The sequence below is a fragment of the Amycolatopsis sp. NPDC049868 genome (assembly GCF_044461365.1).
Lineage (GTDB): Bacteria > Actinomycetota > Actinomycetes > Mycobacteriales > Pseudonocardiaceae > Amycolatopsis.
The window spans coordinates 69871-91246 of record NZ_JBITKV010000003.1; the positions used below are offsets into that span (position 1 = coordinate 69871).

Annotated in this window: 20 protein-coding genes; 10 read left to right on the top strand and 10 right to left on the bottom strand. The window is 69.2% G+C overall.

From position 1 onward, the window contains the following. Positions 1-45 precede the first annotated feature (45 nt). From ACIBTM_RS13715 to ACIBTM_RS13725, 3 genes are read left to right on the top strand one after another with little or no spacing between them, the layout of a single operon-like run. Positions 46-1239, top strand: coding sequence for an FAD-dependent monooxygenase (locus tag ACIBTM_RS13715; protein WP_395876853.1), 1194 nt, complete (start codon positions 46-48; stop codon positions 1237-1239). Between the two features lie 12 nt (positions 1240-1251). Further along, the gene (locus ACIBTM_RS13720; RefSeq protein ID WP_395878054.1) at positions 1252-1659 is read left to right on the top strand and encodes a hypothetical protein; all 408 of its coding nucleotides are present in this window, start codon (positions 1252-1254) and stop codon (positions 1657-1659) included. Between the two features lie 32 nt (positions 1660-1691). Further along, positions 1692-3455 carry a gamma-glutamyltransferase family protein gene (locus tag ACIBTM_RS13725; RefSeq protein ID WP_395876854.1) on the top strand — a complete coding sequence of 588 codons (1764 nt, stop codon included), beginning with the start codon at positions 1692-1694 and terminating at the stop codon, positions 3453-3455. A gap of 2 nt (positions 3456-3457) precedes the next feature. Here the strand turns inward: ACIBTM_RS13725 and ACIBTM_RS13730 are convergent, their stop codons facing one another. The 3 genes from ACIBTM_RS13730 to ACIBTM_RS13740 are packed head-to-tail and all read right to left on the bottom strand — an operon-like array spanning position 3458 to position 6340. Then, a complete protein-coding gene (locus ACIBTM_RS13730) occupies positions 3458-4345 on the bottom strand; it encodes a VOC family protein (RefSeq protein WP_395876855.1) in 888 nt (295 codons plus the stop codon). Then, a complete protein-coding gene (locus ACIBTM_RS13735) occupies positions 4338-4856 on the bottom strand; it encodes an RNA polymerase sigma factor (RefSeq protein WP_395876856.1) in 519 nt (172 codons plus the stop codon). Before ACIBTM_RS13735 ends, ACIBTM_RS13730 begins: the two co-directional genes overlap by 8 nt. A gap of 53 nt (positions 4857-4909) precedes the next feature. Then, entirely contained in the window at positions 4910-6340 is a 1431-nt protein-coding gene (locus ACIBTM_RS13740; RefSeq protein WP_395876857.1) for an MFS transporter, read from the bottom strand. 108 nt (positions 6341-6448) lie between these two features. On the opposite strand from ACIBTM_RS13740, the gene ACIBTM_RS13745 reads away from it, so the two are divergent. Next, positions 6449-7282, top strand: coding sequence for a helix-turn-helix transcriptional regulator (locus ACIBTM_RS13745; protein WP_125731480.1), 834 nt, complete (start codon positions 6449-6451; stop codon positions 7280-7282). A gap of 64 nt (positions 7283-7346) precedes the next feature. Continuing rightward, on the top strand, positions 7347-8204 hold the full coding sequence (locus tag ACIBTM_RS13750) for a hypothetical protein (protein WP_395876858.1): 858 nt from the start codon (positions 7347-7349) through the stop codon (positions 8202-8204). Positions 8205-8339: 135 nt separating this feature from the next. Here ACIBTM_RS13750 and ACIBTM_RS13755 read toward each other — a convergent pair whose 3' ends face one another. After that, positions 8340-8807: a helix-turn-helix domain-containing protein gene (locus tag ACIBTM_RS13755; RefSeq protein WP_395876859.1), complete on the bottom strand. Its 468-nt coding sequence runs from the start codon at positions 8805-8807 to the stop codon at positions 8340-8342. Between the two features lie 86 nt (positions 8808-8893). Between ACIBTM_RS13755 and ACIBTM_RS13760 the strand changes: the two genes are divergently transcribed. From ACIBTM_RS13760 to ACIBTM_RS13770, 3 genes are all read left to right on the top strand, one after another. Next, positions 8894-10018, top strand: a complete 1125-nt coding sequence (locus ACIBTM_RS13760) for a sensor histidine kinase (RefSeq protein ID WP_395876860.1) — start codon at positions 8894-8896, stop codon at positions 10016-10018. Further along, on the top strand, positions 10015-10683 hold the full coding sequence (locus ACIBTM_RS13765) for a response regulator (RefSeq protein WP_395876861.1): 669 nt from the start codon (positions 10015-10017) through the stop codon (positions 10681-10683). Before ACIBTM_RS13760 ends, ACIBTM_RS13765 begins: the two co-directional genes overlap by 4 nt. A gap of 555 nt (positions 10684-11238) precedes the next feature. Beyond that, on the top strand, positions 11239-11961 hold the full coding sequence (locus tag ACIBTM_RS13770) for a Crp/Fnr family transcriptional regulator (RefSeq protein WP_395876862.1): 723 nt from the start codon (positions 11239-11241) through the stop codon (positions 11959-11961). A 339-nt stretch (positions 11962-12300) separates the two neighbouring features. Here ACIBTM_RS13770 and ACIBTM_RS13775 read toward each other — a convergent pair whose 3' ends face one another. The 6 genes from ACIBTM_RS13775 to ACIBTM_RS13800 all read right to left on the bottom strand — a co-directional run bounded on the left by ACIBTM_RS13775 (position 12301) and on the right by ACIBTM_RS13800 (position 20462). After that, complete coding sequence (locus ACIBTM_RS13775; protein WP_395876863.1) at positions 12301-14067, bottom strand: glycosyltransferase; 1767 nt, start codon at positions 14065-14067, stop codon at positions 12301-12303. Beyond that, positions 14064-14603, bottom strand: a complete 540-nt coding sequence (locus ACIBTM_RS13780; RefSeq protein ID WP_395876864.1) for a hypothetical protein — start codon at positions 14601-14603, stop codon at positions 14064-14066. Before ACIBTM_RS13780 ends, ACIBTM_RS13775 begins: the two co-directional genes overlap by 4 nt. After that, positions 14596-16497 carry a glycosyltransferase family 4 protein gene (locus ACIBTM_RS13785; RefSeq protein ID WP_395876865.1) on the bottom strand — a complete coding sequence of 634 codons (1902 nt, stop codon included), beginning with the start codon at positions 16495-16497 and terminating at the stop codon, positions 14596-14598. Before ACIBTM_RS13785 ends, ACIBTM_RS13780 begins: the two co-directional genes overlap by 8 nt. After that, positions 16494-17837: a methyltransferase gene (locus ACIBTM_RS13790; protein ID WP_395876866.1), complete on the bottom strand. Its 1344-nt coding sequence runs from the start codon at positions 17835-17837 to the stop codon at positions 16494-16496. The genes ACIBTM_RS13785 and ACIBTM_RS13790 overlap by 4 nt, the downstream gene beginning before the upstream one ends. A gap of 3 nt (positions 17838-17840) precedes the next feature. Then, complete coding sequence (gene fliL, locus ACIBTM_RS13795) at positions 17841-19169, bottom strand: flagellar basal body-associated protein FliL (RefSeq protein WP_395876867.1); 1329 nt, start codon at positions 19167-19169, stop codon at positions 17841-17843. Between the two features lie 144 nt (positions 19170-19313). Next, a complete protein-coding gene (locus ACIBTM_RS13800) occupies positions 19314-20462 on the bottom strand; it encodes a hypothetical protein (protein WP_395876868.1) in 1149 nt (382 codons plus the stop codon). Positions 20463-20656: 194 nt separating this feature from the next. Here ACIBTM_RS13800 and ACIBTM_RS13805 point away from each other — a divergent pair, with 194 nt between their 5' ends. Beyond that, complete coding sequence (locus ACIBTM_RS13805; protein ID WP_395876869.1) at positions 20657-21010, top strand: type II toxin-antitoxin system RelE/ParE family toxin; 354 nt, start codon at positions 20657-20659, stop codon at positions 21008-21010. 5 nt (positions 21011-21015) lie between these two features. Beyond that, on the top strand, positions 21016-21315 hold the full coding sequence (locus ACIBTM_RS13810) for a multiprotein-bridging factor 1 family protein (protein ID WP_395876870.1): 300 nt from the start codon (positions 21016-21018) through the stop codon (positions 21313-21315). Positions 21316-21376: the final 61 nt, after the last annotated feature.

Consider the following 21376-nt stretch of genomic DNA (forward strand, 5'->3'; position numbering starts at 1 on the left):
AATCTGCCGTACCGTTCCCGTCACCACGAACCCCAGGGAGCAGCCATGACGACCACCGTTCTGATCTCCGGCGCCGGCATCGCGGGTCCGGCCCTCGCCTTCTGGCTGCGGAAGCGCGGTTTCGCGCCGACCGTCGTCGAACGCGCTCCGGCCCTGCGCGAAGGCGGTAGCGCGGTCGACTTCCGCGGCGAGCAGATGACGCTGCTGAAGCGCATGGGAATCCTCGACGACATCCGCGCGAAGGAAACCGCGATGGGCGCGCAGGTCATCGTCGATCCGCAGGGCAAGAAGGTCGCCCAGATGCCGTCGGTCTTCTTCAGCGGCGAAGTCGAGATCGAGCGCGGAGATCTGACGCGCATCCTCTACGACCACACGAAAGACGACGTCGAGTACATCTTCGGCGACTGGATCACCGGGCTGGACGAGCTCTCGGACGGCGTCGACGTCGGTTTCGCGCACGGCGAGTCACGCAGATTCGACCTGGTCGTCGGCGCGGACGGGCTGCACTCGGGTGTGCGGCGGCTGACGTTCGGCGACGAAGAGCTGTTCCGCGCCGACCTCGGTTTCCACACCGCGGGGTTCAGCGCGCCCAATCACCTCGGCCTGGATCACCTCGGCCAGATCTGCAGCGTCCCCGGCCGCACGGTCATGGTCGCCAGCGGTCGCGATCGCTCGGCTCTCAACGTCAGCTTCGTCTTCGCGTCGGAGTCGCTGGAGGTGCGTCGTCGCGATGTCGAGGCGCAGAAGAAGGTCCTCGCCGAGCGCTACGCCGACTTCGGCTGGGAAATCCCGACGCTGCTGGAAGGCCTCGGTGATGCCGGCACGCTGTACTTCGATTCGCTCAGCCAGATCCACCTCGACAAGTGGTCGCGGGGCCGGATCGTGCTGCTCGGCGACGCCGCCTGGTGCGCGGGGCCGGGCGGTTCGGGCACCGGGCTCGCGATGATGGGCGCGTACGTCCTGGCGGGGGAACTCGCCGCCGCGCACGGAGACCACGAGGTCGCTTTCGCCCGGTACGAAGAGAAATTGCGCGGTCCGGTGAAGGTCTCGCAGAAGCAGGCGGCCGGCATCGGCACCTTCCTCGCGCCGAAGACGCGGTTCATGGTCGGCTACCGGAACTTCCTGTACCGGATCCTGGGTTCGCGGCCGATGACGAAGGTGTTCACGTGGATCACTTCGCGGGCGGCGAACGCGGCGACGCTGGAAAACTATGACGCCCCGGTGGCCGCGCGGGGATAGTTTCGGCGGGTGATGGACCAGAAGGAATTCCGCCGGGCCTGCTATGAGGCTGCCCGGAGGACGGCCGGTGCCGTGAAGGAGTTCCAGTACTCCTATTACGCGCCGAATTTCGACCAGTGCCACATCGCTTATCCCCACCGCACCGTCGCCGTGCTGTGGACGCGGGACTGGGGCAAGAACGCGACCTGGCACGGGCTCGGCATCGCCGCGACGCCGGTGGAATCCGGTTCGCTCACCTTCGTCGACGAGCCGGGCTTGCTGGCCGTGCTGAAGGAGCTTCTCCCCGCTTGCCGGGTCTTCACTCGTGCCGAGCTGGAGGGGCCGCTTGACCAGGCCGAGTGGCCTTGGGTCGATGAAGACGACGTCAGGTACTGGCGACCTGACAACCTCGGCGAGGCCCTCTTCAACTACTGGGACTGAAAAAGTAGTTAGCAAAGCGTAGTATCACCGTCGTGTTCACGACCAGGCCGGAACTGGCCGGCACCCATGGCATGGTGGCATCGACGCACTGGCTGGCCTCGGCCACCGGGATGGCGGTGCTGGAAGACGGCGGCAACGCCTTCGACGCGGCGGTGGCGGCCGGGTTCGTCCTGCAGATCGCCGAGCCGCATCTGTGCGGCCCGGCGGGGCAGGTCCCCGGCATCTTCGTCACCGCGGCGGATCGGACCCCGAGGGTCCTCGCGGGTCAGGGGGTCTCGCCCGCGGCCGCGACGCCCGAATACTTCGCGGATCTGGGGCTCGATCTGATCCCCGGCAGCGGCCTGCTTCCGGCGACCGTCCCGGGCGCATGGGACGGCTGGTTGCTGCTCCTGCGGGATCACGGCACGAAGTCGTTGCGCGATGTCCTCGGCTACGCGATCTCCTATGCGCGTAACGGGATTCCGCTGGTCAGCCGGGTCGGTGACACGATCCGCGCGGTCCAGGACCTCTTCACCGAGCATTGGCCGACGTCCGCGGCGCTCTGGTTGCCGGACGGTAAGCCCGCGGAGGGGTTGCACCGCAATCCGGCGCTCGCGGACACCTGGGAGCGGCTGCTCGCCGAGGCCGAGGCGGTCAGCGGCCGCGAGGCGCAGATCGACGCCGGACGCCGCGCGTGGTCGCAAGGCTTCGTCGCCGAAGCGATCGAGGCGTTCAGCCGCAAGGCTTTCCGTGACGACTCCGGCCGCGATCACGCCGGTCTCCTCACCGGCGAGGACATCGCCGGCTGGGAAGCGACGTACGAGGACGCGCTGCAGGTCGACTTCGGCGACTGGGGCCTGGTGAAGATGGGCGCCTGGACGCAAGGCCCGGCGCTGCTGCAGCAGGCGCGGCTGCTGGACGGCCTGCGCGACGAACTGTCCTATGTGGACGGGATTCCGACGGAACGCACGGTGCACCTGGCCGTCGAGGCGGCGAAGCTGGCGTTCGCGGATCGTGAGGCGTGGTACGGCGACTCACCGGAGGTGCCGATCGAGCTGCTGATCTCCCGCGAGTACGCGGACGCCCGCCGGGCCCTGATCACCGACGAAGCGTCCGCCGAACTCCGGCCCGGCGGCCCTTCGCCGCGGCTGCCCGCGATCCTCGAAAGGCTGCGCGGACTGGAATCCGGTTCCGGTGCGACGGGGGAGCCGACGGTCGGGCCGCTGGGCGAGACCCGCGGTGACACCGTGCACATCGACGTCGTCGACGCGGCGGGGAACATGGTCTCGGTGACGCCGTCGGGTGGCTGGCTGCAGTCGAGCCCGACGATCCCGGAACTCGGCTTCTGTCTCGACTCGCGTGGGCAGATGTTCTGGCTGGAACAGGGTTTGCCGAACTCGCTCGCGCCGGGGAAGCGGCCGCGGATCACGCTTTCGCCGTCGATGGGCCTGCGTGACGGCGAGCCGGTGCTCGCGTTCGGGACTCCCGGCGGCGACCAGCAGGACCAGTGGCAGCTGTGTTTCTGGCTGGCGCACACGCTCGGCGGGCTGAACCTGCAGGAGTCGATCGACTCTCCGGCGTGGCACACCACCGCGTTCCCGAGTTCGTTCTATCCGCGTTCGTGGACGCCGCGGGAACTGGTGGTCGAGTCACGGCTCGGTAAGTCCACAATGGACGCTCTCGCCGCGCGTGGACACGCCGTCGTCGACGCGGGACCTTGGGCGCTCGGGCGGCTTTCGGCCGTGTCGCGGTCCGGCGGCGTGCTTCGCGCCGCCGCCAACGCGCGCGGCATGCAGGGTTACGCCGCCGGTCGCTGAGGTCACGAGCGCGGCTGTTCCCAGAGCCAGAATTCGATGCCCTGGTCGTCCACGCAGTCGGCGCTCAAACCGTAGGGCTGCTCTTCGGTTTCGCCTGCCTGGCCGCCGTGCGCCCGGACCCGGTCGAGGGCGGCGGCGAGATCGTCGACGGCGTACATGACCTTCCAGCCCACCTGCCGCCCCGGGCCACCCCAGAGTCCGCCCTGCAGGCCGGAACCCTCGACACCCCAGCCGCCTTCGACCCGTCCGGGCGAGAACTGCCAGCCCAGGACGGCGCCGTAGAACGCCTTCGCGCGTTCGTCGTCCGGGACCTGGAAGGTGAAGTAGCCCGCTTCGCCGTGCCGGATCGGCGAAGCGCCGGAAGCGGGCCGAGGTGCCGCCTGCGCGAGGAGCCACCGCTGGCCGTACGGGTCCTTGATCTCCCCGCTCAGCCCGTGGCCTTCGTCCGCGACGGGACGTCGTAGTTCCCCGCCCAGCTCCACGGCTCGCGCGGCCGATGCGTGCACGTCCGCGACCTCGACCCGGATCAGCGGGCCTCCGGCGGGTGCCACGACGATGCCCAGTTCGGGGAATTCCTCCGCGAACATCAGCACGCTGTCCCCGATGGCCAGTTCCGCGTGCCCGACGCGGCCGTCCTCCATCACGACCGGATCGGACCGCCGTCGCGCCCCGAAGACCTCGACATAGAAGTCGAGCGCGGCGCGGGCGTCCGTCACCACGAGGTACGGCGTCAAAGAGCGGACTTCGGCATCGGTGGTGGTGAGTGTTTCGGTCATCTCGGCTCCGTTCAGGACGGCGCGACGAAGGTTGTCGCGCAGTTCGGCGGCGAAGAGCGGGTCAGGCTCGACAGGCTGCGAGGGCGCGCGAAGCGCGTCGAACGGATCAGGCATCGCGACCCTCCTTCTCCTGGTAAGCACGCCGGAACGCGGCACGGGCCCGCACGAGCAACGCCTCCGTGGCGTGCACCGTGCGCTCGAGATGATCGGCGACCTCCGGGACCGGGAGGCCGTCGACGTAGCGAAGTGTCAACGCGGCTTGATGATGCGCCCCGAGCGACGCGAGCACCTCGCGCGCCAGAAGCGCGTCCAGCCGTTCGTCCCACGGATCGGTGTACTCCTCCTCGTGGACGAGCCGCAGCCCGCGTTCCTCGCGTTCCTTGCGCCGCCAGTGATCGGCGAGTTTGTGCCGGGCGACGCCGATCAGCCACCCGGTGCTCACCGGCGGTGCGAACTCCTTGCGACAGGCCCTCACCGCGCCGAGGAACGTCTCCGACGTCAGTTCCTCGGCGAGGGTGCGATCACCGCATCGGGACAGCAGGTACCCGTAGACCTCCGGCAACGCCGTCTCGTACAGAGACAGCAGCGCGAAGGCCGGGTCCCGATGCACCCGTGGTTCCGTCACATCCCCATCGTCGCTCGGGGAGCCGGAACTCCGACGGGTGAAATCGAACTTTCTCAGGCACGCGGGTCCGGCAGCCGTCGCGCGACCGTGATCACGCCGACCGTCAGCACCGCCTGAATGCCGATGACCAGCGCGAACGCGCCCTTCATCCCGAGCGGCCCGGCACCGGCGGAGGCGAACAACGTCCCCAGGGTCGCCACGCCCAGCGCCATCGCGGCCTGCTGCGACGTCGTCAGCATCCCGCTGCCGACCCCGGCGATCTCCGGCGGCACCTTCGACAACACGATCCGGAACACCGTCGTCATCGCCAGTCCCTGGCCGAGACCGCACAGCAGCATCCCCGGCGCGAAGTCGAGCACGCCCAGGTTCGGCCATTCCAGCAGCACGGTCCCGATCAGCACCAGCAGCCCGAGCAGCTGCACCGAGAGACCGGCGGCCACGACCCGCTGGCCGAACCGCGTCACGAGGCGGCTGCTGACCAGGCACATCGCGAAGAAGGCGAGCGAAAGCGGCGCCGTCACCAGGCCGGAACCGAACGGTCCCAGGTGCAGGCCGTCCTGCAGCGTCACCGCGAACACGAACATGAACGCGCTGAATCCGACGAAGAACGGCACCCCGACCAGCAGGCCCTGGCGCACACTCGGCATCCGCATCACCGAAGGCGGCAGCAGCGGGACGCCCCCTTGGCGTTCCATCCGGCGCTCGACATGGACGAACCCGGCCGCGGCGAACGGGAACACCACGAGCAGCGCGATCGTCCACAGTGGCCAGCCCAGTACCGGTCCTTCCGCCAGCGGGAGCAGCAGCGACACCAGCGCGATCGCCAGGAAGACCGTGCCGGGACGGTCGACGCCGATCGGGTTCCGCGAACGGCTCTCCGGGATCAGCCGCCGCGCGACCACCAGCCCGGCGATCCCGACGGGCACGTTGACCAGGAAGATCGGCCGCCAGCCGGTACCCCAGAGATCGGCGGCGACCAGCGCCCCGCCGAGGAACTGGCCCAGCACCATCGAAAGCCCCGCTGTCGCACCGTAGAGGCCGAGAGCCTTGGAGCGGCGTTCGCCGGTCGTCGTCGCCTGGATGATCGAAAGCACCTGCGGCAGCATCAGCGCGGCGGCCGCCCCCTGCGCGGCCCGTGCCAGCACCAGCGTCAACGCCGTCGGTGCGATCCCGCAGAGCAGGGAGGTGACCGTGAACGCGGTCAGTCCGATCAGGAACAGCTTGCGGCGGCCGAAGGCGTCACCGAGCCGTCCGCCGACGACGAGCAGGACGGCGTAGGCGATCCCGTAGGCCGCGACCACCAGTTCCAAGGTGGCCGACGACGTGCGGAGGTCCGAACCGATCGCGGGCAGGGCGATGTTGACGATGAAGAAGTCGATGAGCGGAAGTGCCGCCCCCAGCAGCACGGTGACCAGACCCGCCGAGGTCAGGGCCGGTCCGGCGGTGACGCGCGCGGGCGTCGCCGGAACTTGCGTCGAAGTCATGGGTACCACGATCAGCCGACCGCGACCCTGGTACCAGGAGTGTGTTTATCCTGGTACCGCCACTACCTGGTAACCGGCTCCGAGCTTTGCGAACCTGATGAGGTGACCATGACCGTCGATTCGCGAGTGGCCGAGGTGCGACGGCACGAACTGGCCGCGTTCCTGCGCAGCCGCCGCGAGCGCATCACCCCGGACCAGGTGGGCCTGCCGATCAGCGGCAGGCGCCGCACGCCGGGACTGCGCCGCGAAGAGGTCGCGCAGCTGGCCGGGGTCGGGGTCACCTGGTACACGTGGCTCGAACAGGGCCGCGACATCAACGCGTCCGAGCAGGTGCTGGACGCGATCTCCCGCACCCTGCGGCTCGACCCGTACGAACACACGCATCTGTTCACCCTCGCCGGCGCGCCCGAACCGCCGTTGGAGAAGGACTGCAAGCTCCTCAGCCAGAACATCCACCGGATGATGAACAAGCTGGAGCCGTTCCCGGTCTGCGTGCGCAACGCGCGGTGCGACATCCTCGCCTACAACCGCGCTTACGACTGGCTGATGGGCGGCCTCGACGACATCCCGTTCGAGGAGCGCAACACGCTGATCCAGTGCCTGACCAATCCCGAGTGGCGACGCAGGCTCCCGGACTGGGAACTCAACCTGCCCCGGGTGGTCGCCGGTTTCCGCGCCGCGATGGCCGAACACCTCGCCGAGCCGGCGTGGAAGAACCTGGTCAAGCGGCTGCGGCAGGAGTCCGAGCTCTTCGAACGGATGTGGAAGGAGCACGACGTCTCCACCGAACGGATCGTGCTCAAGCGATACCTGCACCCGGACGTCGGCCTGCTGCGGTTCGAATTCTCGTACCTGTACCTCGGGCGGCGTTCCGAGATCTCCCTGGCGACGCTGACCCCGGCGGACGAGGAGACCGCGGCGAAACTGCCCAGCTCCTTCTGAAGGGGGAGGCGGACCAGGCTCGCGAGGGAGTCTTTCCGCGGCGTGAACGCCGACGCTGAGACGCATGACCGTAGCGATGGCTCCACCCAAGATCTCCAGCGTCCGCCTGATCGTCTGCTACGCGGCGATCCTCGGCACTTTGCCGTACCTGGCATTGAAGGCGTCCTGGGTGACCGGAGGCAGCCTAGGCCTCCGTGATCCGTCCTTTGTGGACTCAGACCTGATGTTGTTCGCGAACCTGGTCACCGGCGGGATGGACGTCGTCGCGGTGATCCTCGCGCTGGCGTTCACCTACTCCTGGGGCCGCCGGATCCCCGCACCGCTCGTCCTGTTCCCGATCTGGATCGGCACCGGGCTGCTCGCGCCGATCGTGCTCGACCTCCCGGTGATCGTCGCCGATCTGACGACCGCGCAATCGGCCGAACTGCCGCTGGAGAACTGGGTCTGGGCCGTCGTCTACGGCGGATTCGCCTGGCAGGGGATCATGCTGCTGACCGCGTTCGTGCTCTACGCCCGGGATCGCTGGTGGTTCGTCGTCACCGGCACCGTGAAGCCGGGGACCATCGGTGCGGCGGGTGTGCTCGGCATCGTCGCCGCACTCGTCTGCGCGGCCGGTCACTCGATCTGGGCCTTCGGTCCCGGCGGCATCGCCGCTCGTGGCCAGGACATCGTGATCGCGGTGCTCGCCGTCCTCGCCGTTCTCGCGCTGGCGAACGTTTCGCGAGGCCGGTTCTGGCCGCGGCTGGTGCTGGTGTGGACCGGCGCCGGGGCGATGGCGGGCACCGGGGCGTGGGGCCTGTTCGCCGCGCTCACCATGGGATCCGCCGAGCACGCGGCGGTGCTGGCCGTGCAGGTGGCCGGCGGGGTGCTGATGATGGTTTCGGTCCTGCGGCGGTTACCCGCGGTCGAGCAGACGACGTGATTCCTTACTGAAGGCGGTGACCTCGGAATCCGGGGAAGGCTGAGCGCATGCCGGCCTCCGCCGGGCGCAGCAACAGATCCGTCAACCGGATCGGAATGAGTACGCAAGCATCGAGGAAGGCGGGAAATGGCACGGCTAGCGAGTCTGGACGAACTCGTCGACGATGTCATCGCTGCCGTCCCGGCTCGCCGAAGCTGTCAGCTCATCGAGTATTCCTTGCCGTTCCGCACGAGAGCGTGCCCGGTAGTCGAGCAGGTCGCTGAGAAGGACCCGCCGGTGACGTCCCGGTTTCTCGAACGGGATCTCGCCGGATTCCAGCAACTTGACCAGCGTCGGCCGGGAAACGTTGAGCATGTCGGCCGCCTGCTGGGTGGTCAGGACGGCGTTCAACGGTGCGATGTTTATGGCGAAGCCCTGGGACATCGCCTTCACGACGTCCCGAAGCACGTCATAGACCTGCTCGGGAAGCGACACTTCGCTGCCGTCCGGGCCCACCAATTTCGCTTGATGGGCAGGCGAGGCCGAGATCATGAACTCGTCGAGCCGCCGGAGCTCCCGATGGGCGTCCGGCTCAGAGTAAAACGAAAAAAACGAAAGTCGCACTCCTGCGGCGGCTACCGCACGCGGCGTAGCCGGGAAGCCGCTTTTCAACGGACGCGATACGCCCCTGCCCCGGGTAGCTTCGTCCTGTGTTGCTGAAGGAACGGTATCCGTGGAGTCCCTGGGTGGGCCGCGTGCTGCGCGTGGTGCTGCCGCTGGGGTTCGTGCTCGGCGCCACGAGCGGCGCCTCGCGCTGGCAGCCGGGCGCGCCGCAGCTGACCACGTCCAGCGTGCTGTGGCTGGTCGCCATCGCGGTGCCGCTGCTGATCGTCCACCGCTTCCCGATGACGATCTTCCTGCTCACCTCCGCGCTGACGCTCGGCTATTACACGTCCGGCAACCCGGGCGGTCCGGCGATCGTGCTGCCGACCATCGCGCTCTTCCTGCTCACCAAGATCCGCGGGCCGGTCGTCGCCGGCGGTACCGGCGGAGCGCTGCTGGCGGTGGCGGGTGTCGCGCTGTTCGTCCGGCACGGGCTCGACGGCTTCGACCTGCGGGCCGGGCTGGGCCTGGTCTGGGTGATCGCGGTCGTCGGGATCGGGACGGCGGTGCGCAACGGGATGGCCGCCGCGCGGGCCCGCCGCGAGCAGGCCGACGAGCACCGGCACCGGATGGCCGAGCAGGAGCGGCTCACCATCGCCCGCGAGGTGCATGACGTCGTCGCGCACAGCCTCGCGATGATCAACGTCCAGGCCGGGGTCGCCGCGCACGTCGCCGACAGACGTCCTGAGCAGGCGAAAGAGGCGTTGCTGAACATCAAGGAAGCGAGCGCTTCGGCGCTGAAGGACCTTCGTGCGACGTTGGCCGTGCTGCGGTCCGGGGAGGACAAGGCGCCCGCGCCGAGCCTCGCCCAGGCCGACGAACTGTTCGAGCACGCCCGCGCCGCCGGGCTGGACGTCCGCGTCGACGGCGAGCCGGGGGAGCTGCCCGCCCCGGTCGACGGCGCCGCGTACCGGATCCTGCAGGAATCGCTGACGAACGTGGTCCGCCACGCGAACCAGGCGCGGGGTGTCGACGTCAGGTTCGAGCGGAAAACCGGTGCGCTGACGCTGCTCGTCCGCGACGATGGCCGTGGCGCGGTCGAACCCGCGCCCGGGCACGGGCTGCGCGGGATGTCCGAACGGGCGGCCGCACTGGGCGGCGCGCTCACGACGTCCGTGGTGAACGGCGGCTTCCAGGTTCGCGTGGACCTGCCCATCAAGGGGGAAGAATGACGATCCGGGTGGTTCTCGCCGACGACCAGGTGCTGGTCCGCGCCGGTTTCCGGGTGTTGCTGGAGACCGAAGACGGCTTCGAGGTCTGTGCCGAGGCGGGCGACGGCGAGCAGGCGGTCGCGGCCGCCGTCGAGTATCGGCCGGACATCGTCGTGATGGACGTCCGGATGCCCGGCGTCGACGGGCTCGAAGCGACGCGGCGGATCACCGCGAATCCCGAGCTGGCCGGGGTGAAGGTCCTGGTCCTGACCACTTTCGACGTCGACGAGTACGTCTACGAGGCGTTGCGCGCCGGAGCGAGCGGGTTCCTGCTGAAGGACACCGATCCGGTGGAGCTGCTGCGGGCGCTGAAGGTGGTGGCCGCGGGCGAGGCGCTGCTGGCGCCGACCGTGACCCGGCGGCTGATCGCGGAGTTCGTCGACCGCCCGGAAAATCGCCGGATCGACGTGAGTGCCGTCCGCGAGATCACCGATCGCGAACGCGAGGTCCTCGGCCTGGTGGCCGGCGGCATGTCGAACGACGAGATCGCGGCGCATCTGGTGATCTCGACGGCCACCGCGCGCACCCACGTCAGCCGCATCATGACCAAGATCGGGGCACGGGACCGGGCGCAGCTGGTGGTGCTCGCCTACGAATCGGGTCTGGTCAGTCCTCGCCGGGGCTGAGATTCCCCCAAAATGCTGAGATTGCCGAAAAACCTGCGGCGGTGACGGGGAGTCGTCAGGTACGACATAACGTCGACAATCCGTTAATCCGTCGCCTGACCGGCTCGCCCTACCTCTTGGATTAGGCCGTGCATCTGCACGTGCACCAACCGCACTCGTGTCTCTTCTCCGTCTCCACCAGGAGTCCGGTGGGATTTCGATCGCTTATTCGAAAACAGACAGGTGTACGGCTAACCCTGATTTCCTGACGAGTGCGGAAGTATCGCGCGGGATTCCGCTCTGGTAATCGTGTACGGTGCGTGATCTTTTTGCTTGCCGTCGAACCGAACAACCGTTACTTTCCGTCGCGAAATCGCTCCCTGGACGGGTTCCGCTCGCTCGGTGTTGCTTTGTCGCAATGGCGCTGAGCATTAGTCTCCGGCTGAACGGCAAGGCGGTTTTCACCTACCCGACGTGATTCTCACCCGGCCGGGCAAGAATTCGATTCACCTTTTTCTCTCACTGGGAGTCACTATTGACGGCAAAGACACCTGACCCGCTTCCGGTGGTCGGCTGATGGGCGGGGACTTCCTGGCCGCGGTCACCGAACGGCAGCTCCGCCGGCTGCTCGACCTCGGCAAACACGTGGATTACGCGGCGGGCACGACACTGCTCAACCAGGGCGACCCGGCGCCACCGGTGCTGATCCCGCGGTCCGGCTACGTGAAGGCGCTGCGCGCGGCCCAGGGCGGCTCGCCGCCGATGATCGTGGACCTGCTCGGCGCCGGTGACGTGCTCGGCGTCGAGGATTGCCTGGCCGGACGGCCGAGCCACCTCTCGTATATCGCCACGAAACCGGTTCGCGCGCTGGAGATCCCGCGGAACGCCTTCCGCGGCCTTCTCGACGACGATCACGAGATGATGGCCCTGATCACCGCGGACCTGGCCGCCCGGCTGCGCCTGCGGAACGTCGCGCTGGGGTTCGCGACGGCCAAGGTCCGGAGCAGGCTGACCGCGTTCCTGACCAGGATGCAGGCGCTCTACGGGGTTCCCGGTGACGAGGGCGTCGTGATCGACGTGGGGCTGAACCACACGGACATCGCCTCCGCGATCGGCGCTTCGCCCGCGTCGGTCAACGCCGAGATGGCGAAGCTGAAGAACGAGGGGTATTTGAGCACCGGCTACAAGACGATCCACTTGAAGAAGCGGTTGCGTGAGGACGGTCCGCCGCTCACTCCGGTCCCGTCCGCGCGGCGGCGGATCCCGCAGCTGCGGATACCGCGGATCGCGGCGGGGTGAACGGGGCTTTCCCCGGGGAAAGCCCCGTTCATCTCCTCCCTGCGCCGCGGGGTGCGCAAGATCAGGTCAACTGCGCCTCAGCTGAAGCGCGAGCCGTATGACGAACACGACGGCCAGCGCGGCGACCAGGGCGATTTCCCAGGCCATGGCTGCTCCTTCTCGGCCGGCATCCGAACTCATCAGATGCTCTGCCCATAAGGCGCATCAGCGGGGGAGGACGTTCACCGACACGGCCCAACTCACACTTTCGGACCAACGCCACGCCCACTACCCGTGCAATGAAAGTGTCTTTCCTTGCAAATTTCGCAAGGAAAGACACTTTCATTGCACGAGAGAGACCTACAGAGCGCCGACGGCCGCCCACACCCGATGCGGGTCGAGGTCCATCGGCCGCGAGTCCGGATCCGGGCGCAGCCGCCGCAGCAGCACCTGCTGCACCAGCGTCGTCGGCCGGGCCGCCGCGGCCACCCGCCGCCAGAACAGGTGATCCTCCAGGCCTTCGAACAGCACCTCGGTGTTCCACCCGCCGAACTCGTCGACCAGCGACCGCCGCACCAGATAACCGCTGCCCAGATACGGCAGCGTCCGCAGGCGCCGCTCCTCCGGCGGCAGGGCGCCGACCAGGCCGTCCACCGGGTCCGCGACCGGGCAGTGCACGACGTCGGCACCCTCCGAAGCGGCCAGCAGGCGCTCCAGCAGGAATTCCGAAGCCCGCATCCCGCCGTCGAGCACCAGCAGCCACGACGCCGTCGAGCGCTCCAGCAGCGAGTTCCGGGTGAGCCCGCGGCCGAGCGGGGTGTCGTGGAGCAGGACGTCGTACGGCCGCGGCCGCGGCCACGGGTGCACACCGTCCTCGCCGACCAGCACCTGCCGCGGTGTCACGCTGCCCGTGAGCAGGTCGTTCGCGAGATCGTCCGGGTCGACCTCGCCGGTCCGGCGCACGATCAGCACGTCGACGTCGGCGGTGCCCGCCGTCGAAGCCGCCGCCGGCTCCCAGCTTCGCTCGGCGACCCGCCGGGCCCCTGCCGCGCGCTGCGCGATCCGTGCCGACAACGCCGTCCCGCGTGCCGAAGCCGGTCCGGCGGCGGACCGGTCGCCCGCGAACCGCGCGTCGAACGACGGGGTGTCGATCGCCAGCGCGTCCTCCGGGTTCCGCAGACTCGTCGCCAGCGCCCGTGCCGGGGCGATGTCCGCGGCGGGCGCCGAACCCAGCGAGGACGCCAGCTCGATCAAGCGCCGCGCGGACGCCGTCATGTCCAGCGACTTCACGAAGCCGTAGGCGGCCGAACGCAGATGCCGTTCCCGTTCCGGCTCGTCGGCGAGCGCGGCGACGACCGAGCCCAGCGCCTCCGGCCGCGCGAGGACCAGATGCTCGCCGGGGACCAGCGGTTCGACGTCGACGGACGTCTCGCTGACCACCACGCAGCCGTTGGTCATCGCTTCGAGCGTGCGCACCCACTCCAGGGTCTGCTTCCGCTCACGGTGCAGGTTCAGCAGGAACCGCGACCGCGCGAGGTGCTCGAATTTCGCCTTGCCGGGCAGGAAATCGACGCGGGCGGCGGTCATCGGCTCGTGCGGCGGGGTCAGCAGCCGCGTCCGCAGGGCCGCGAGGTCCCGCGCGTACGAGCCGAGCAGCACCGAACGACGCCGTTCGGCCGTGCCGAGGTAGGTGACGTCGAGGTCGCGCGGACTGTCGAGGTCGCCGCCCCACAGATCCCACAGCGGGCTGTAGCCGAGCTGGAAATGCTCGACGGCGATCCCGCGCCTCCGCAGTTCGGCGGTCGAATCGGTGTTGATGTCGACGGCGCCGCCCAGGATGGACAGCAGTTCGGCGTTGCGCTCGAAGGTCGCGGTCCCGGGGTGCTCCACGCAGAACCCGATGGTGCGGCGGCATTGCGAGGCGGTCGGGAACTCGGCGTCCGGGATGGTCACGAAGTACTCGTGGGGGACGACGACGTACACCGTGTCGCCGTTGTCCTCGGGGTACGTGCCGATCGCGGTCCTGGCCTTGCCGCCCGCCGTGCGCACCGCGTCGGCGACCACCTCCAGGAGCTCCTCCATGAAGGCGGAACCGCCCTCGGCGGAGACGAAGCAGAGTTCGGTCACGGCCGGTCCATCTTCTTCCGCACGACACGCAGCGGAGCGGTGACCCGCCAGCTGACGGTGCGGCGCGTGGCGTCGAGTTCCCTGGCCATCTCGGCGGCGAGCCGTTCGGCGTTGAGAAGCCGCTGCCGGTCGGCCGACGGTTCGCCGCCGGGCAGGACGTCCGCGTCGACGACGCCCGCCGACACCACGAGCTCGGCGTCGAGCAGCGCGAGCCGCAGCTTGTCCCGCTCCTCGCGGCAGGTCTTCAGCTCAGCGCGCAGCGAGTCACGCTGCTGGTGGGCGAGCAGGACCTCGGCCTCCAGCGCCCGCAGACGCGCCTTGGCGACGTCGAGTTCTTCCTGCTGCGAGGCGAGCCTCTGGTCCACGGCGGCCGACTCGCCTTCGTCCGGCGCGGCGGCGGTGGCCTCGCGCAGCTCTTGCTCGGTCTCGGCCAGTTTCGCCTTCAGCCGGTCCTGCTCGGCGGTGAAGACCTGCCGCTCGGCACGGAGCCGGGTCAGCTCGGCCTGGACACGGCCGGGAATGTCGGTGTCAGACATGAACGCCCCCACTCAGTTCGGTCAGGATTTCGGAGTACTCGCGCGCGTAGCCCGCCGGGTCGAGCCACGGCAGCAGCTTCTCGTGCGCGGCCTTGGCCATCTCGCGGCGGCGCGTGGCCGACGTGCCCAGCGCGCGCAGCAACGCCGCGGTCAGCGCGTCGACGTCGTTGGTCTCGAACAGCCAGCCCGTCTCGCCGTCGACGATCATCTCCCGCGCGCCGAACACGTCGGTCGCCGCGACCGGGACGCCACAGCAGACGGCTTCGAGGATCGACCGCGGCAGCGACTCGATGTCGGAGCTGTTCACGAAGATGTCCGCGGCCTGCAGCCAGCGCAGCGGATCCGGCTGGATCGGCACCAGGCTGACGGACTTCTCCAGTCCCGCGCGCTCGACCGATTCCTCCATCGCCAGCCCGTACGGCGACGGGTGCAGGCCGACGATGGACAGCTTCGCCTCGGGGTGGATCTTGTGGATCCGCTCCATCGCCGAGATCAGCGGCGCCTGCCCCTTGCGGGATTCCGCGATGCCGATGTTCACCAGCACGATGTCGTCCGGCGAGTAGCCGAGCATGTTGCGCGCCTGCTGCCGGGTCTCCGACCGCGTCCGGCCGCCGAACTTGTGCATCGGCGTGCCGTAGCGGACGGTCCGGCAGCGTTCCGGCTTGCTGTACGGCAGGAACATCTCGCGTGTCGCGTCCGCGACGAACAGCAGCTTGTCGACCTCGGCGAGGGTGCTTTCCCAGCGCCGCCAAACCGCGGCGGGCGGTTTCACCGGGCCCCAGTTCTGGTAGGCGAACGCGGGCAGCGAGAAGCTCTCGTGGATGACCCACGCCGTCGGCAACCCGGCGCGCTTCGCCGCGTCGGCGCCGACGAAGCCGCCGAGAGTGTTGACGAGCGCGACGCCTGCTCCGGAGCACTTCGCGAAGCGCGCCAGCTCGGCGACATGTCCTTCGTACGCGGGCACCGTCTGGTTCCGGTAATGCGTCGTGACGTGCACGGGGATACCGAGTTCGTGGCAGTCCGCGCGCAGCGGGCCGTCGGTCTCGCTGACCAGGCTGACCTGCCAGCCGTGGTCGGTCACGATCCGGCTCAGCAGTTCCTGCAGCCACAGCTGCCCGCCGCCGACGCCGAGGCTGTGCGTGAACACCAGCACATGCTTCGGGTCGGTCGGGATGTTCACCCGAGCCATCGCGCGGGCGGTGTCGCCTGCCAGTTCGTCGGCGAGTTCGGCGTCGTCCAGGTCCGCGACGGGGTTGCGAAGCGTGAAGGTGCGCTTCGCCGACACGACCTCGCCGATGCCTTCGGTGCGGTACCGGACGCGAAGCGACAGCGTCCGCTCTTCGCCGTACGGGAGGTCGATGGGCACCCAGGCCTCGAAGCCGCTCACAGCGGCGTCGTCGAAGCCGGGAAACTCCTTGGGCACGTCCTTGCGCGGCAGCCGGGTGCGCGCGCTGACCGTGCCGCCACCCTCGACCATGACCTCGATCAAGTTGGGCGCCCGCCCTTGCAGCAAGGCCCAACCCGTCACGTAGACGACGTGTCCTTCGGAGACCTTGCCCTGCTTCGGCGCTTCGAGTTCGCCCAGCCACAGCGGTTCTTCACCCGGCAGCGTTCCGACGTGGACGGTCGCCTGGTTCAGCACACGCTCGGCCGGACCGGTGACGACGACGTCCTGGACACCTGCGGGCACGAAGGTGGCCGGGACCGCACGCCAGCCGAAGGTGCCTTCGGGCGCGCCCGGGCACGGCTCGGGGAACAGGTTCGCCTCGACGTCCGCGATGGTCACGGACATCTCGCCGATCCGGCTGATCCCGGTCGTCCAGCCCCGGAGCTCGAACAGGTGCCCGACCGGCCCGTCCGGGGTCAGAATGCCGGCGGTATGCAGGCTCGTCATCGCTTCGCTACCTCGTCTTCGTTCGCCGCCACACCGGCGCCGACCTTCGTTGAACGGTACTCGTGGACGGTTCTCGCCAGGCGCGTTCGCCAAATCCCGGCGATCGCCGCGCGTACTTCGTCCGTCCCGTGCGCGGTGCCGCACGAGCCGATCGCGGAGAAGGCCGCCTCACGCGCCAGCGCACCGTCCACAAAGGAGGGATGGAGGCCGATCAGCACACCGAGCCAGCCCGCCAGATCGCGCATCGACCCGTCGTCCGCCGCCGCGGACCAGCCCGCGTCGGTGAGTTTGTCGGCCAGCACCAGCACTCCGCGCTCGACCACTTCGGGCACCCCGGCGCCCGCGTGCCGCCACTCGAGGTCGATCGGGCGCAGCGTCGCACCGTCGACGAGGACGTTGTGCGGCACCAGATCCCAGAGCGCCTCGACTCCGCGAGCGGCCTCCTCGCGAACGAGATCCCGCCAGCCGGTGAGCAGCTCCGCGACCCGTTCCGGCTCGTCGATCAGGACTTCGACCATCGTCGGGGCGTCGTACACCTTGTCCGTGCACGGTCCGACCGAGATCCCGGCGACCGGCGGCGACGGCATGAGCGGCACGCGGCGGACCTCGGCGCCCTCGCCGGTGCGCACGACGTCGGCGCGAGTGCACGCGAACGCGGCGCGCTCGGCGGTGTTGAAGTAGGTCGCGAGCCGGTACGCGGGCCAGAGCGCGGCGGCACCGGGACCGCAGAGCAGGGCGAGGCCGTTCGCGGGACCACCGGTGATCGCCGCGGACAGCCGGGGCAGTTCGATGTCGATCCGCTCGCTCCGGACCGCGCGGGCGACCTCGTGCCCGGGGGAGCAGAGCAACTCGCGCCGGACTTCGAGGCCCGCGGCCGCGAGCGTCCCGGTGACACCGCGAGAAGACGTCAGCACCACGACGGCACCCATCGGCGACAACCGCTCGCGAACCGACTCCACCAACCCCCGCGTCGCGTACGGCTGCTGGATCACGACGAGGTCGTAACCAGCGGAGGGCGGCCGGTCGTGCACCGAGACCGTGCCGAGGTCACGGGTGCGGAACCGCACCGCGGCGGCGCGGACCGGGTCGGCCTCGACGGCGTGCACCGTCGCCGAGACCTCGCCCAGATACCTGGTCAGCCCACCGAAACCGGCGCCGACCTCCAGCACCTTCGCCGCCTTCGGCAGCACGAGCGCCCGGAGGACGTTCGCGGCACCGTGGTCGAGCGGGACGCGCTCGGCGGCGTCCCATCCGGCGAAGTGCAGCTCGTCGGACAGCGAACCGGTGTCCTCGGCCAGGGAGAGCAGGGTGGTGAGCAGCCGTGCCGTCTCCGCGGTCATCGGTTAGCTGGTGACGGAGTAGTTTTCCAGCGTCTTCTTCACCGCACGCTGGTACGTGCCGCTCAACGCCTTCTCACCCTCTTCCCCGCCGAGCGGGTTCTGCAGGATGTCGACGCGGACGATGTTGTTGCCGCTGATCCACGTGCCGCGGTAGGTGCCCTTGTCGCCGTCGATCTTCTTCTGGAAGTTCAGCTTCGGCGGCATACCCGGCAGCGGCTCGGTGATCTGCACGAACCCGTTGCTCGTCTGGTACTGGCGCAGCTGCTTGACCAGGTCGCCGGCGGCACCGGGGCTGGTCAGCGGGATGACCGTGACCGAGATCTTCGCCGGCTGCGGGCCGGTCTCGTCCGGCTGCTTCTGCGAGCCGCGGTACGCGACCTGCTTCACGCCGGCGGCGATGACCAGATCCGCCTCGGCCTTCTCCATGCCGGTGATCTCGGCGAGCTGGGCCGCGGGGATCGCGCCGCTCTTCGAGTCCTCTTCACCGGACTGCTCCGGGATCTTCTCGAAGAGCAGCTCTTCGGGCGTCTTCGGCTTGGTCGACGACGGCGGGGCGGGCTGCGGCTGGGACGACTGCGGCGCGGCCGTCGGGTCCGGCGGGGTGTCACCGCCACCGGAGAAGGCGAAGTACCCGCCGACACCCAGACCGGCGAGGACCAGGACGGCCACGATCGCGATGATCGCGATCTTGCCGCCCTTGCCCTTGGGCTTGTCCTCGAACAGTTCGGGGCCCTGCTTGACCCACTCCGTGCTGCCGACCGGCGAGATCGGCGGGAATTCCGAGCCACCCCACGGCGGGCTGGCGTCGTTGTTGTCGGTCCAGCCCTGCTGCTGCGGCTGTTGCTGCTGGTAGCCCTGGTGCTGCTGCGGGAAACCGCCCGCGGGCGAGGCCTGACCCTGCTGGGGGAAGCCACCGGCCGGGGACGCCTGGCCCTGCTGCGGGAAACCGCCCGGCGGCGACGCCACCGGAGGCACGACCTGGGTGCGGTTCGGATCCGCCTGCTGTTGCTGCCAGTTCGGGACGACCTGGGTGCGCTCGCCCTCACCGCTCTGCGGCTGGTTCACCGGCGCGATGATCTGCGTCGAGTCGGCGCTGGGCTGGCCGGGCTGCTGCGGCGCCTGCTGCTGTTGCGGAGCGGGCGGCTGCTGTTGCTGCTGGAACTGCTGCTGCGGCTGCTGACCGGGCTGCTGGACCTGCTGCTGGGCGGGGTCGCCGTACGCGACCGCCGAGGACAGCACCTGGTCGCGGCGGAGCCGGTAATCGTCCGCGGAGAGCCGTCCAGATGCGAGCTCTTCGTCCAGATTGCGCAGCTCTTCCTGCCAGGACACCACCGGCCCCCTTATCCGAATTTCCGGCGGGAGGAATGCTCCCGGCCGTCGCGATACCACCACTGCGGTGACCTCGCACATTCTGCACTGCCCGGAGTCGACGCGCCCTCGCGGGTCGAATCGTGATCTCCCCGCGACCTGCGCTTCTCAGCTCGCCGGGAGAACGGTGTCCAAGGAGGTCAGCGTCTGCTCCAGACGGGTGTCGAGCGCCTGCGGGTCGCCGCCGAGCGGCTGCGAGACCCAAGTCGTCACGGCCATCGTCCCGGAGACGTAACCGATCCCGCTGAGCTGGCCGTTCTTGTTCGCGCCGACGAGGGCGAGCCGGTCGCCGACGCGCTGCTCGCGCAGTCCGGCGTTGATCGAGTTCTCCCGGAAGTACTTGACGATCGCGGCCGCGTCCTTCGCGTCGTTCGCCGGGATCACCAGGACGAGGTAACTGTTCGTACCCTCGTTCGAACCCTTGTAGGTGATGGACGCGACATTCTTCGACGCGAGGTAGTCGCCCGCGGCCTTCGAGTAGAAGTTGAGCTCGACACCCTTCGCGACCGACATCGTCGAGTTGTCCTTCGACGGTGTCCCCGGCAGCGCGGGAAGCCGGTCTTCCAACGGCGTCTGGGCGCTGTCGGGCCGGCCTGACGGCGTGAGATCGCCCGGCGGCTGGGCCACGCTCGGCTGTTCGGCGACGTTCGAGGACGGCGACGAGCCCAGCCACAGCGTCCCGCCGATGATCAACGCCAGCACGACCAGCACGCCGGCCCCGATGAACAGCCAGGTCGGCTTGCGTTTACCGACGACCGCGTAGTCCTCCGCGGAGGCGTAGTGGCGCGGGCCGGGTTCGGGCGCCAGCGGCGGAAGCGGCCGGTTCGGTTCGCGGGCCGGCGAGGGGTTCTTGGCAGGCGGCGGCGTGGCACGCAGGTAGACCGTCGGATTGATGTCGGCGGGCGAAGGCGCGGTGGTCTTGTGGTCCGCGATCCGCGGGACGGCGGACTTCGTCTCGGGTTGCCCGACGGTCGCCGGCGGCGTGTGCACCGGCTGAGTCTGCTGATACGGCTGAGTCTGCTGGTACGGCTGGGGTTGCTGAACCGTGACCGCCGGCGGCTCGGCCGGGCGCGCGGCGGGATTGGTGCTGTGCCACGTCCCGCCCGGGCGCCGCAGCGGTGAGGGGACCGGTGACGGCATCGTCCCGCCGGAGGCCTCCGCCAGGAGCTCGTCGCGCTTCCTGCGGTGTTCGGCGTGCCCGATGCGACCCGCGGCCAGCTCGACGTCCAGCAGTCGAAGCTCGTCTTGCCAGCTCATTCAGCCCCCTGCCGCCGGGTGTGGGCAGCCAGTGTTGCATGCACCCTTATGGGTGGTTGATGTGGTCTTTCCTCATTCTTGCGTCCACTCACGACCTGGTCCAGCACGATCTGCTCCGAGCGCGCTCGCGACTTTGCCGGGGCGCAAACGGATCGTCCAAAAGTGGATCTACCTGGCTTTATAGCATCAAAGCTATGACATGGGGTACCGTGGAATTGGAGCCGGAGGTTCGCGACTGGCTGGAGAGTTTGTCCACGGCGCACTTCGCGACAGTGGCCTTCTACGTGGATCTGCTCGCGGAGCAGGGCCCGTTGCTCGGCGAGCCGTACACGCGACAGCTCGACGGCAAATTACGGGAGTTGCGGTTTCATCTGGACGGAGAAGCCGTGCGGATCACCTACTGGATCGCATCCGGTCGGCGAATCGTGTTGCTGACCGAGTTCCGGAAGACGCGAATGCGGGAAGAGCGTGAGGTGCGACGGGCGCGGAAGGCGATGTGGCGATGCGTTGCCCGGAAGCACACGATCGACGAGCGGGGAGAGGAGTGAGAACGATGGCTGAGCGGACCGACTGGCGGAGACTTCGCGAGCAGCGGATGGCGGAGCCAGGCGCCGCTGACGCGTACGAGGCCGCAAAGCTGGCTTATGTCCTGGGCAAGACGGTGCGTGAAATGCGTGAGGCGCGGGGCTGGTCTCAGGCGAGGCTCGCCACCAGGGCGGGGATGACACAGTCCACCGTCGCGCGGTTCGAGGCGGGCGGAACGGTGCCGACCATTCCGGTGCTGGAACGGCTGGCGCACGCACTCGAAGCCGATCTCGATATTCGGATCACTCCGCGTCTGTCCACGGTGTGATGCTCTTTCGGCTGGTCAGGCGCGGCTGACCGCTCCCGGCGGTACGGTGGCGGACGTGGGA

Bases quoted from the DNA above. Each gene is read 5' to 3' on its own strand.
- ACIBTM_RS13715 (WP_395876853.1), top strand. From the start codon at position 46: ATGACGACCACCGTTCTGATCTCCGGCGCCGGCATCGCGGGTCCGGCC.
- ACIBTM_RS13720 (WP_395878054.1), top strand. From the start codon at position 1,252: ATGGACCAGAAGGAATTCCGCCGGGCCTGCTATGAGGCTGCCCGGAGG.
- ACIBTM_RS13730 (WP_395876855.1), bottom strand. From the start codon at position 4,345: ATGCCTGATCCGTTCGACGCGCTTCGCGCGCCCTCGCAGCCTGTCGAG.
- ACIBTM_RS13740 (WP_395876857.1), bottom strand. From the start codon at position 6,340: ATGACTTCGACGCAAGTTCCGGCGACGCCCGCGCGCGTCACCGCCGGA.
- ACIBTM_RS13745 (WP_125731480.1), top strand. From the start codon at position 6,449: ATGACCGTCGATTCGCGAGTGGCCGAGGTGCGACGGCACGAACTGGCC.
- ACIBTM_RS13750 (WP_395876858.1), top strand. From the start codon at position 7,347: ATGACCGTAGCGATGGCTCCACCCAAGATCTCCAGCGTCCGCCTGATC.
- ACIBTM_RS13765 (WP_395876861.1), top strand. From the start codon at position 10,015: ATGACGATCCGGGTGGTTCTCGCCGACGACCAGGTGCTGGTCCGCGCC.
- ACIBTM_RS13770 (WP_395876862.1), top strand. From the start codon at position 11,239: ATGGGCGGGGACTTCCTGGCCGCGGTCACCGAACGGCAGCTCCGCCGG.
- ACIBTM_RS13780 (WP_395876864.1), bottom strand. From the start codon at position 14,603: ATGTCTGACACCGACATTCCCGGCCGTGTCCAGGCCGAGCTGACCCGG.
- ACIBTM_RS13785 (WP_395876865.1), bottom strand. From the start codon at position 16,497: ATGACGAGCCTGCATACCGCCGGCATTCTGACCCCGGACGGGCCGGTC.
- ACIBTM_RS13790 (WP_395876866.1), bottom strand. From the start codon at position 17,837: ATGACCGCGGAGACGGCACGGCTGCTCACCACCCTGCTCTCCCTGGCC.
- ACIBTM_RS13800 (WP_395876868.1), bottom strand. From the start codon at position 20,462: ATGAGCTGGCAAGACGAGCTTCGACTGCTGGACGTCGAGCTGGCCGCG.
- ACIBTM_RS13805 (WP_395876869.1), top strand. From the start codon at position 20,657: ATGACATGGGGTACCGTGGAATTGGAGCCGGAGGTTCGCGACTGGCTG.
- ACIBTM_RS13810 (WP_395876870.1), top strand. From the start codon at position 21,016: ATGGCTGAGCGGACCGACTGGCGGAGACTTCGCGAGCAGCGGATGGCG.